11 protein-coding genes are annotated in these 10,784 nt (G+C 33.6%); 8 read left to right on the top strand and 3 right to left on the bottom strand.

Features of this window, described 5'->3' with window-relative positions; genetic code table 11:
* Nucleotides 1-39 precede the first annotated feature (39 nt).
* The gene (locus RCH19_RS11750) at nt 40-729 is read right to left on the bottom strand and encodes a zinc metallopeptidase (RefSeq protein WP_121924955.1); all 690 of its coding nucleotides are present in this window, start codon (nt 727-729) and stop codon (nt 40-42) included.
* Between the two features lie 388 nt (nt 730-1,117).
* Entirely contained in the window at nt 1,118-4,009 is a 2,892-nt protein-coding gene (leuS, locus tag RCH19_RS11755) for a leucine--tRNA ligase (protein WP_343023384.1), read from the bottom strand.
* Nucleotides 4,010-4,179: 170 nt separating this feature from the next.
* Between leuS and RCH19_RS11760 the strand changes: the two genes are divergently transcribed.
* From RCH19_RS11760 to RCH19_RS11780, 5 genes are read left to right on the top strand one after another with little or no spacing between them, the layout of a single operon-like run.
* Nucleotides 4,180-5,055 carry a permease-like cell division protein FtsX gene (locus RCH19_RS11760; RefSeq protein WP_343023385.1) on the top strand — a complete coding sequence of 292 codons (876 nt, stop codon included), beginning with the start codon at nt 4,180-4,182 and terminating at the stop codon, nt 5,053-5,055.
* A gap of 47 nt (nt 5,056-5,102) precedes the next feature.
* Nucleotides 5,103-5,345: a DUF3098 domain-containing protein gene (locus tag RCH19_RS11765; protein WP_343023386.1), complete on the top strand. Its 243-nt coding sequence runs from the start codon at nt 5,103-5,105 to the stop codon at nt 5,343-5,345.
* Nucleotides 5,346-6,155, top strand: a complete 810-nt coding sequence (locus RCH19_RS11770) for an undecaprenyl-diphosphate phosphatase (protein ID WP_343023387.1) — start codon at nt 5,346-5,348, stop codon at nt 6,153-6,155.
* Between the two features lie 6 nt (nt 6,156-6,161).
* Nucleotides 6,162-6,863, top strand: coding sequence for a tRNA pseudouridine(55) synthase TruB (gene truB / locus RCH19_RS11775; RefSeq protein WP_343023388.1), 702 nt, complete (start codon nt 6,162-6,164; stop codon nt 6,861-6,863).
* Complete coding sequence (locus RCH19_RS11780) at nt 6,856-7,395, top strand: hypothetical protein (protein ID WP_343023389.1); 540 nt, start codon at nt 6,856-6,858, stop codon at nt 7,393-7,395. The genes truB and RCH19_RS11780 overlap by 8 nt, the downstream gene beginning before the upstream one ends.
* Before the next feature lie 370 nt (nt 7,396-7,765).
* On the opposite strand, the gene RCH19_RS11785 is transcribed toward RCH19_RS11780, so the two are convergent.
* Nucleotides 7,766-8,371: a thioredoxin family protein gene (locus RCH19_RS11785; protein WP_343023390.1), complete on the bottom strand. Its 606-nt coding sequence runs from the start codon at nt 8,369-8,371 to the stop codon at nt 7,766-7,768.
* Between the two features lie 105 nt (nt 8,372-8,476).
* Here RCH19_RS11785 and RCH19_RS11790 point away from each other — a divergent pair, with 105 nt between their 5' ends.
* From RCH19_RS11790 to frr, 3 genes are all read left to right on the top strand, one after another.
* Nucleotides 8,477-9,256: a patatin-like phospholipase family protein gene (locus RCH19_RS11790; RefSeq protein WP_343023391.1), complete on the top strand. Its 780-nt coding sequence runs from the start codon at nt 8,477-8,479 to the stop codon at nt 9,254-9,256.
* A gap of 67 nt (nt 9,257-9,323) precedes the next feature.
* Complete coding sequence (gene pyrH, locus RCH19_RS11795) at nt 9,324-10,031, top strand: UMP kinase (RefSeq protein ID WP_121924946.1); 708 nt, start codon at nt 9,324-9,326, stop codon at nt 10,029-10,031.
* A gap of 80 nt (nt 10,032-10,111) precedes the next feature.
* A complete protein-coding gene (frr, locus tag RCH19_RS11800) occupies nt 10,112-10,675 on the top strand; it encodes a ribosome recycling factor (RefSeq protein ID WP_121924945.1) in 564 nt (187 codons plus the stop codon).
* Nucleotides 10,676-10,784: the final 109 nt, after the last annotated feature.

Below are 10,784 nucleotides of genomic sequence, written 5' to 3' on the forward strand. Positions count from 1 at the left end.
AACGAATCGGCTACTTTTAAATCATTTGAGATTATCAAATTAATCTCTTCTACTTCCACCCATGTAAATGGACACGTAGTATAGTAATGTCGCTATCGATCCTAGTGCAGCTACTACATAAGTCCTAGCTGCCCATTTCAGTGAATCCTTTGCTCCTGCTTGCTCTTGTTGCGTTAACATTCTTTTATTCTCTAACCAAGCTAATGCGCGATTACTGGCATCATACTCAACTGGCAAAGTAACAATTGAAAATAATGTTGTTGCGGCAAAAATCACAATTCCTACTAATAATAATTGTGGAAATGTTTTCAGCATTAAAATTCCTCCCAATAAAATCCACTGCATATAACTTGAAGCCACATTTACAATTGGAACTAATTTAGAACGCATTGTCAACCATTGATAACCTACAGCGTGTTGCACGGCGTGACCACACTCATGTGCGGCAACTGCAGCAGCAGCAGCATTTCGCTGATTATAAACTGCCTCACTTAAATTAACTGTTTTATCAGCAGGATTATAGTGATCTGTTAAACGACCCGGTGTAGAGATTACTCGCACATCCCGAATTCCATTATCAGCAAGCATTTTTTCAGCAATTTCAGCACCTGACATTCCGTTTTGCAATTGCAATTTAGAATAATGCTCAAATTTACTTTTCAGTCTTGAACTTACTAGCCAGCTGAAAAGCATAATAGCTCCGGCAAGAATTAAATATCCACTTCCCATATTTATATTTTTTATTTTTTTTAAAATCTTACAAATGAAACATCAAATTGTGAACCAAAATTATAAAATGCCAAATTGGCAATAGTTAAATAATTGATAATTCATACTTATTACTTTATCGCGTTTTTTTAATATCGATTACGAGCTAAAATTTTATCTAGAGGTAAGCGTCTCGGGTATTTTAGTCTTGCGAGTTTGGATGCATCCAGCATGACAAATGGATCAGATTGTTTCTGTAAATAAATTTGTCAAGTAATTACTAAACGATAGAAGCGGATTAACTTTTACTATTATTTTAGTAGAAGTTTTAATCAATTAGAAATATATGAAAAAAGTCCAAACTCCAGCGGGTGGAATTTGGACTTTTCAAATTTTAATCGAAGCAATATTATCCAACCAAATTAATAATTTTTCCCGGAACGATGATTACTTTATTTGGTGTTTTACCCTCTAATTGTTTAATGGTTCTTTCATCTTTCATTACGATTTCCTCAATTTGCTCCTTGGTTAAATCCAAAGGTAATTTGATTGTGAAACGCATTTTTCCATTGAAAGAAACTGGATATTCTTTTTCGCTTTCTATTAAGTGTGCTGCTTCGAAAACTGGAAAAGCAACCGTTGCAATTGAATCTTTATGACCTAATAACGACCATAACTCTTCAGCGATGTGCGGAGCATAAGGCGCAATCACAATAGCTAATGGCTCTAAAATAGCACGAGAATGACAATTTTGAGTCGACAATTCATTCACACAAATCATAAACTGCGACACTGAAGTGTTGAAAGAGAAGTTTTCAATGTCTTCCGCAACTTTTTTAATCGTTTTATGTAATGATTTTAAGTTCTCTTTTGATGGTACTTCATCGGTAATAATCAAACCGTTTTCGTCAAAGTACAAACGGCATAATTTTTTCAAGAAACCAAAAACTCCAGAAATTCCAGCCGTATTCCAAGGTTTAGCTTGCTCCAAAGGACCCAAAAACATTTCGTACAAACGCAAAGTATCTGCTCCATATTCATTACAAATATCATCTGGAGTAACTACATTGTACTTTGATTTAGACATTTTTTCGACTTCGCGACCAACGATATATTTACCATTTTCATCTGTGATAAATCCAGCATCTCTATAATCTTCTCTCCACGCTTTGAATCTTTCTATATCCAATTCATCCGAAGCATTTACCATAGAAACGTCTACGTGAATTGGTTGTACATTTTGATCTTCTATTTTATTTTTCGAAACATACGTATTTGTTCCATCTAATCGATACACAAAAGCACTCATTCCTAAAATCATTCCCTGATTGATCAGTTTTTTGAACGGCTCTTCTGTTGGCGCAAAGCCTTTATCTTTTAAGAATTTATTCCAAAAACGAGAATACAATAAATGTCCTGTTGCATGTTCGTTTCCACCAATATACAAATCAACACTTTCCCAATAAGCCAAAGCTTCTTTGCTAGCAAATTCGTTTTCATTGTGCGCATCCATATAACGCATCCAGTAGAATGAACTTCCCGCCCATCCTGGCATTGTGTTTAATTCTAAAGGAAAAATAGTTGTGTTATTTACTAAATCCGTATTTACTACTTTGTTCTTTTCCGTGTCCCAAGCCCAAACTAAAGCATTACCTAAAGGTGGTAATCCATCTTCTGTTGGTAAATACTTTTCTACTTCTGGCAATATAATAGGCAAATGTTTTACATCAATCATTTGCGGCAAGCCATTTACATAATATACTGGAAATGGTTCTCCCCAATATCTTTGACGAGAAAAAACAGCATCACGCAAACGGTAATTTGTTTTTCCTTTTCCTTGTTTTAGCTTCTCCAGCTCTTCAATAACTTTATGAGTTGCTTGCTTGTAATCCATTCCGTCTAAGAAATCGGAATTAGCAATGGTAAATCCATTTTTATCACCATAAGCAAAATCCACCCCACCCTGCGGGCACCCCTCCACTGTAGGGGAATTTAAAGCGAAAATATTTTTAATTTCTTGCATTCCTTCTTGTCCTTTGAAGAAAGTAGCAAAAGCAAAATCTCTTTCATCTCCACAAGGAACAGCCATCACCGCTCCTGTTCCATAACCTGCCAAAACATAATCCCCAATCCAAACCGGAATTGCTTCTTTAGTAAACGGATGTTCTGCATACGCTCCTGTAAAAACTCCTGAGATTGTTTTTACATCAGCCATACGCTCTCTTTCAGAACGTTTTGATGTTTTTTCAATGTACGATTCAATAGCAGCTTTTTGATCTGCAGTGGTGATTTTAGCAACTAATTCATGTTCTGGCGCCAATGTCATGAACGTTACTCCAAAAATAGTATCAGGACGGGTTGTGAAAACATCAATCTTCTCGTTGTGGTCTTTCACATGAAATGAAACCATCGCTCCAACAGATTTTCCAATCCAGTTTCTCTGACTTTCTTTGATGCTTTCGCTCCAGTCAATATCGTTTAAACCTGTCAATAATCGCTCTGCATAAGCAGATATACGCATGCTCCATTGCGTCATTTTTTTACGAACTACTGTAAATCCGCCACGCTCTGAAACTCCATTTACAATTTCGTCATTCGCTAAAACCGTTCCTAATCCTGGACACCAGTTCACTTCAGTTTCCGCTAAATAGGTCAGTCTATATTGTAATAAAATCTTCTCTTGTTGTTCTTTTGCGAAAGCATTCCACTCACTTGCAGAAAATTCCTGAATGTTATCATCACAAACAGCATTTACATTTGCATTTCCTTCTATTGAAAAAATTGCAGTCAAAGTCGAAATATCTTCTGCCTTATCGCTATTTTTGTTATACCAAGAATTGAATAATTGGATAAAAATCCATTGTGTATGTTTGTAATAATCTGGATTTGATGTACGCACTTCACGGCTCCAATCGAATGAAAATCCAATATTATCTAATTGCTTTCTGTAGCCAGCAATTTTATTTCCTTCTTTATCAACTCCACCATCAATATTTACCGATGTAGTATCTTCTGGGCGTTGTCCTGTTTGAATCGCATATTGCTCCGCCGGTAATCCAAAACTATCGTAACCCATTGGATGCAAAACATTAAATCCTTGATGTCTTTTATAACGAGAATATACATCCGATGCAATATAACCAAGAGGATGTCCTACGTGTAAACCTGCTCCAGATGGATAAGGAAACATATCAAGAACATAATACTTAGGTTTTTCTGAATTATTTTCGGCTTTGAAGGTTTGGTTTTCTAACCAATATTTTTGCCATTTGGCTTCAATTTCGTTCGGATTGTATTTCATAATATAAGATTCAGACCAACTGTTTTTAACAATTGTTTCGTTTTTTTTCGGGAAATGATTGTTTTAAGGTGCCAAATTTACGTTTATTGTACGAAAGTTGAAACTTTGGGCGTTATTAACTTTAAATAAAGAAATTCTTTGTTATTTTTACCCAATAATTTCAATAAACTATGAGTTCTTCCTTTGATAATTTTCAAAAACGCCGGTTAATTTCCTCTTATTTTTCAGTAGTACTAAGTGTTTTCTTAGTTTTATTTCTACTGGGAATTTTAGGTCTTTTCATTGTAAATTCTAATAAATTAGCAAACGATTTTAGAGAAAATATTGCCATGACGGTTTTTTTCAAAAATGAAGCTAATGATAGTATTTTGAAAGGCTTTGGAACAGAATTGAAAGCAAGTCGTTTTGTGAAATCATATGATTTTGTTGCTAAAGATGCAGCAGCTAAACAACATACAGATATAATAGGTGAAGATTTCATGACTTTTCTAGGTGAAAATCCACTACAAAATTCATATGACATCCACTTAAAAGCAGATTATGTAATTAAGGATAGCATTGCAAAAATAGAAACCAACTTGCGTAAAAATGCAATGATTTCTGATATCGTTTACGATAAACAATTAGTAAATTTAGTTAACGATAATATTAAAAAAGTAAGTTCGTGGATTTTAATAATCAGCGGATTTCTAGCTATTATCGCTGTTTTATTAATTAATAGCTCATTGCGATTATCAATTCATTCAAATCGATTTATTATAAAAACGATGCAAATGGTTGGTGCGACAAAGTCTTTTATTAGAAAACCATTTATCACTCGCAGTATAAAATTAGGAATGATAGGAGCGGTATTAGCAGTCTTAGCATTAATAGGAGTCTTACTTTACGTTGAAAATAGTTTTCCTAATCTTGGCATATTAGAAGATAAAGCTGCAATAGGAATGATTTTACTAGCAGTTTTAGCAATCGGAGTATTAATCACTTGGTTAAGCACGTACTCTGCAACACAACGTTTCTTAAATTTAAGAACTGACGATTTATATTAAATAATTTAAATTAGGAATGTGATTATTTCATTCCTCGCAATGACATTATGAAAAACAAAGAGCAACAATCTGAATTTCTTTTTCACAAAATAAATTATAAAATCCTATTAATTGGAATTGGAGTAATTACTTTAGGATTTATTCTAATGGCAGGCGGCGGAAGTGATGATCCAAATGTATTCAGCGAAGAAATCTTTAATTTTAGAAGAATTCGATTAGCTCCAACAACCGTTTTAATTGGTTTTGGGATTACAATATACGCTATTCTTAAGAATCCAAAAAACGCATAAATGAATACATTACAGGCATTTTTAATTGCCATCATTGAAGGTTTAACAGAATATCTACCTGTTTCTTCAACCGCTCACATGGTTTTTCTAAGTTCTTATTTTGGAATTCAAGAGGATGATTTCGTAAAACTTTTCCAAGTTTCAATTCAATTTGGAGCCATACTAGCTGTTGTAGCTTTATATTGGAAGAAATTTTTCGACTTCTCAAAATTTGATTTTTACATTAAACTTGTTTTTGCAGTAATTCCTGCTTTAGTTTTAGGGAAATTATTTGACGATAAAATTGAAGCAGTTTTAGGAGATCCTATTCCTATAGCCATCGTTTTAATAGTAGGTGGAGTCATCCTTCTATTCATAGACGATCGTTTCAAAAATCCAACTGTACTAAGAGAAGAAGATATTACGATCAAAAAAGCAGTAATTATTGGTTTTTGGCAATGTTTAGCTATGATGCCAGGAACAAGTCGCTCTGCCGCTTCGATAATTGGTGGTATGCAACAAGGATTAACACGTCACGTCGCAGCTGAATTTTCTTTTTTCCTTGCTGTACCTACAATGATGGCAGTAACTTGTTATTCTCTTTTCATGAAGACGTACGAAGCTTCGCAGATGAAAGGCTACGAACTGATATTAAAATCAGATGAAAACATTAAATTATTTCTTATCGGAAATGTTGTTGCTTTTGTAGTTGCCGTTTTAGCAATTAAATTCTTTATCCAAATCATTAAAAAATACGGTTTTAAACCTTGGGGTTGGTACCGCATTGTTGTTGGATTATTTTTATTGGTTTACTTTTCATACTTTAAATAATATCTTTTGAAGACAGTCGAAGATTACTTAGACGGACAAATTTTACTTATCGACAAACCGCTGAATTGGACTTCCTTTCAAGCGGTCAATAAATTAAAATACGCATTAATAAATAAGCTTGGACTTCCCAAAAAATTTAAGATCGGTCATGCAGGAACTCTTGATCCTCTCGCAACTGGATTATTGTTAGTTTGCACCGGTAAGTTTACTAAGAGAATTACAGAGCTTCAAGGTCAAGCCAAAGAATATACTGGAACATTCTTCATAGGAGCAACTACTCCATCCTACGATTTAGAAACTGAAATTGACAATACGTATCCAACTTCGCATATTGACGAAGCTTTGATTCATGAAACAGTTAAACAATTTCTTGGAGAGATAGATCAAAAACCTCCAATTTATTCTGCCATAAAAAAAGATGGTGTACGCTTGTATGAGCATGCTCGCGCAGGAGAAACTGTCGAAATAGCATTTAGAAAAACTACCATTTACGAATTCGAAATCACTAGAATTTCGTTGCCACAAATAGACTTTAGAGTCGTTTGTAGTAAAGGAACCTATATTCGTTCACTAGCATACGATTTTGGAAAAGCAATGAATTCTGGCTCTCATTTAACAGCGCTACGTCGTACTAAAATTGGCGATTACAATGTAATAGATGGGATTGATGTTACCGCTTTTGAGGATAGTTTGACGACTGATGTTTAAAATACGTAGGTCATTTAAAATTCTAATATTTTTTATACTACTAAGTTTTAGTGCTTATTCTCAAAGCAACAAATTCATTTATACACAATTTGACGTTACAATAGCAATAAGAGGAAATCCGGATGCGAATATCGTTGATGAATACACCCAAAAAAAAGGCACGTGGTTTGTTCCTGACGGTTTAGGCGCAAAACTAGGTTATGGAGTTCATTATAAAAAATGGCTCGGTCTAGGAATTCACAGCGGAATCAATTGGGAATGGACTGATAAATTAGTCGTTGTTCCTGTTTTTGCCAATTTTCGTTTAAGTCCAAAAGTGGGAGAAGATACCAGAATTACATTACAACTAGGATTGGGAAAAGCTATGGCATTAGGTCGTGGCAATTTGATAGGTGATTACAAAAAAATAAGTCTAGGATTACAGAGTGATGATTTGCTACTTTATATCGAACTGAACCATTATGCTCTGCCTATAAGCACGCAAAAAGACTCCGGAAATATAAGTTTAGGAATTTCCCTCATTAGTTTTTAAATCTGCTTCAGCTATTATAAAACAGAAAACACATTTCAAATTTTTAAAATAAAATTTAAAATGTGTTTTCAGTTAAAAAACTAAAGTAAATTTAATCCATACTTTTCAATTTTAGATAGCTTAAAAGCATCGATTAATAATGAGCTGCTTTCTCGCCTCCAAAAAGTACGTACGAAACGTAATCATAAAATCTTTCTAATAATTTTTTTATAATGATGTTATTTAAATTGTTAAACAATAATCAAACACCTACAGAAAGTAAATCAAATAATAGACTTGGTTAGCATTCACTAAGTTACAAATAATTATTCGATTAAAAAATTAAAATTATTTTACACGATTACCGTTTCAAATTACTAAAAAACTCTGTTTAAGAATCTATTTCTTGCATCAACTCAAGCAATTCATTTTGAGTAGAAATTCCTTTATCATGCAAGTACCAAAGTTGTAAATTAGTTTTTGCCGTTTCATCCACAACTCCAAATTCCTTTTTATAATCTTGGATCAAAGTTATGGCTCCTTTTGGCCTTGGTCCCCAATGACCCATTAACTCTCCTGTTTGTTTGTCAACGATAATAACTATTGGAATCGACTTAGAATTATTAGTTAAAAACAAATTCATTAAAGCTTCGTTCTCATCTCTTAAAACAATACTCAATTCTATTTTACCTGATTCAATTGCCATTTTGTTAACAATAGGTAATAATTGAGCTGCGTCGCCACACCAACCTTCTGAAATAACTAGCCAGATATACTCTCTTTCTAATGACTTCAATTTAACACTGTTTTCCTCAGAGATTTTCATTGTTTTATCTAAACGATTCATTCTTGTTTCGTTTAGTGTGCTGTAATTAGTCAAATCATCAGATTGCTCGCTTCCTGTTGATTTATTTTCCAATAATAAATCGGAAACTAATTTTCTATATTCTAAATAAGGATGACTATTAAATAATCCTTTAGCTATTGCAGTTTTCATAATTGTTGATTTACATTCACAAAGTTAGCACAAAAAAGGGGTTATAAAGTGACAAATATCACTTTCTAAAGTTCAAAAAGAGTAATTTTAGGCCAAATAATGAATATGGATTTACAAACAAAATCAATTGGACTAATCCTTTCTGGTGGAGGTTCTAAAGGTTTAGCGCACGCAGGAGCAATAAAGTTTTTAGAAGAACAAAACATCCGTCCAGATCGAATTGCTGGCACGAGCGCGGGTTCAATTGTTGGTGCGTTATATTCTTGGGGGAAAACGCCTGAAGAAATTTTAACCTTTTTTAAATCTATTTATCTTTTTCATTGGAAGCATCTTACTTTTAAAAAAGCGGGACTAATAGATTCTGAAGCGTTCAAACATTATTTTCAAAGTATTTTCAAAGACGCAGTATTAGGAGAATTAAAAATTCCAATTCAGATCACAGCAACGGATATGGTGCGTGGAAAATTAAAAGTTTTTGGGCAAGATACTAAAATTGTTGATGCAATATTAGCCTCATCCGCCTTTCCAGGAATTATGTCTCCCTATGAAATTGATGGAAGATTATACAGCGATGGTGGGATTTTAAATCACTTTCCAACTGACATTTTACAAGGACATTGCGAAACTTTAATAGGTATTTATGTTAGTCCAATTCAAAAGATTGAAGCAAAAGATTTGAATTCGATCAAAGCCGTTACTAGTAGGGCATTTGATATTCTTTCAGCAAATTCAAATATACATAAATTTAATAGCTGCGACTGGGTAATCGAACCTACTGATTTATCAATCTATAGCACATTCGAAACCAACAAAATAAAGATGGATAACGTTTTTAAAATTGGCTATAAAGCCGCAAAAGATTCCTACGAAAAACTTAATTTATAAAATGTAGACAACACTTTTTTTAAAAATCAGAATATGTCTATATTTGCACCAATCAACTCAACTCAAAATGAAATACAAAAGAATTCTTCTAAAATTAAGTGGTGAAGCCTTGATGGGTGACTTGCAATACGGAATTGATCCGAAAAGATTAGGTGAATATGCCGATGAAATTAAGCAAATACACGATAAAGGAGTAGAAATCGCAATTGTTATAGGCGGTGGAAATATTTTTAGAGGAGTTGCTGGAGCAAGTGCAGGAATGGACAGAGTGCAAGGTGATTATATGGGAATGCTGGCAACAGTGATTAACGGAATGGCATTGCAAGGTGCACTTGAGGAAAAAGGTATGAAAACCCGTTTGCAAACGGCGTTAAAAATGGAATCTATAGCAGAGCCTTACATTAAAAGAAGAGCAGATCGCCACCTTGAAAAAGGAAGAATTGTAATTTTTGGAGCGGGAACTGGAAACCCATATTTCACAACAGATACTGCAGCAGTATTAAGAGGTATTGAAATGAATGCCGATGTAATTTTAAAAGGAACGCGCGTAGACGGAGTTTACGATTGTGATCCTGAGAAAAACCCAACAGCTGTGAAATTTGATTTTATTTCTTTTGAAGATGTACTTAAAAAAGGTTTGAATGTAATGGACACTACTGCTTTTACATTGAGCCAAGAAAATAAACTGCCAATCGTAGTTTTTGATATGAACAATACAGGAAATCTATTGAAGATCTGCGAAGGAGAAAATATAGGAACCGTAGTAAATATATAAAGCGATTATGAAATAGTAAAAGGTTGCACAAGAAATAACATCAATCTTTATCTATTGAATGAATCTAAAATCTTAAAATAATGACTGAAGAAATTGAATTTATATTAGATAGTACCAAAGAATCTATGACAGGTTCTATTGCGCATTTAGAAAAGGAATTTTTAAATATTCGTGCTGGGAAAGCATCTCCGGCGATGCTAGGAAGTGTTTTTGTAGATTATTATGGATCAGCAACACCACTTTCTCAAGTGTCTAAAATTAGTGTTCCTGATGCAAGAACAATTACTTTACAGCCTTTTGAAAAAAATATGCTACACGTAATTGAAAAAGCAATCATGATCGCAAACATAGGGTTTAACCCAATGAATAACGGTGATGTAATTATTATCAGCGTTCCAGCTTTAACAGAGGAACGAAGACGCGATCTTGCTAAACAAGCAAAAGTGGAATCAGAAGATGCTAAAGTGGGAATTAGAAACGCTCGTAAAGATGCTAACACTGATATCAAAAAATTAGAAAAAGACGGAACATCTGAAGATCTATGTAAAAATGCTGAAGAAGAAGTTCAAACTTTGACTAATACTTTTATCAAAAAAATCGACGAACTTTTAGTTCATAAGGAAGCTGAAATCATGAAGGTTTAAGTTTTTCTAAAAAAAATGTCTAGTCCTAAAAAAACGATACAGGATTAATAAAATAAATATACAAATTATTAAACAGTAGTGAGCAAAAGTTTACTACTGTTTTTTGTTT

This window comes from Flavobacterium sp. PL12 (genome assembly GCF_039123485.1).
Lineage (GTDB): Bacteria > Bacteroidota > Bacteroidia > Flavobacteriales > Flavobacteriaceae > Flavobacterium > Flavobacterium weaverense.

Coding starts and splice junctions, on each gene's coding strand:
- RCH19_RS11760 (WP_343023385.1), top strand. CDS start 4,180: ATGAGTTCTTCCTTTGATAATTTTCAAAAACGCCGGTTAATTTCCTCT.
- RCH19_RS11770 (WP_343023387.1), top strand. CDS start 5,346: ATGAATACATTACAGGCATTTTTAATTGCCATCATTGAAGGTTTAACA.
- pyrH (WP_121924946.1), top strand. CDS start 9,324: ATGAAATACAAAAGAATTCTTCTAAAATTAAGTGGTGAAGCCTTGATG.
- frr (WP_121924945.1), top strand. CDS start 10,112: ATGACTGAAGAAATTGAATTTATATTAGATAGTACCAAAGAATCTATG.
- leuS (WP_343023384.1), bottom strand. CDS start 4,009: ATGAAATACAATCCGAACGAAATTGAAGCCAAATGGCAAAAATATTGG.
- RCH19_RS11750 (WP_121924955.1), bottom strand. CDS start 729: ATGGGAAGTGGATATTTAATTCTTGCCGGAGCTATTATGCTTTTCAGC.
- RCH19_RS11785 (WP_343023390.1), bottom strand. CDS start 8,371: ATGAAAACTGCAATAGCTAAAGGATTATTTAATAGTCATCCTTATTTA.
- RCH19_RS11780 (WP_343023389.1), top strand. CDS start 6,856: ATGTTTAAAATACGTAGGTCATTTAAAATTCTAATATTTTTTATACTA.
- RCH19_RS11790 (WP_343023391.1), top strand. CDS start 8,477: ATGGATTTACAAACAAAATCAATTGGACTAATCCTTTCTGGTGGAGGT.
- RCH19_RS11765 (WP_343023386.1), top strand. CDS start 5,103: ATGAAAAACAAAGAGCAACAATCTGAATTTCTTTTTCACAAAATAAAT.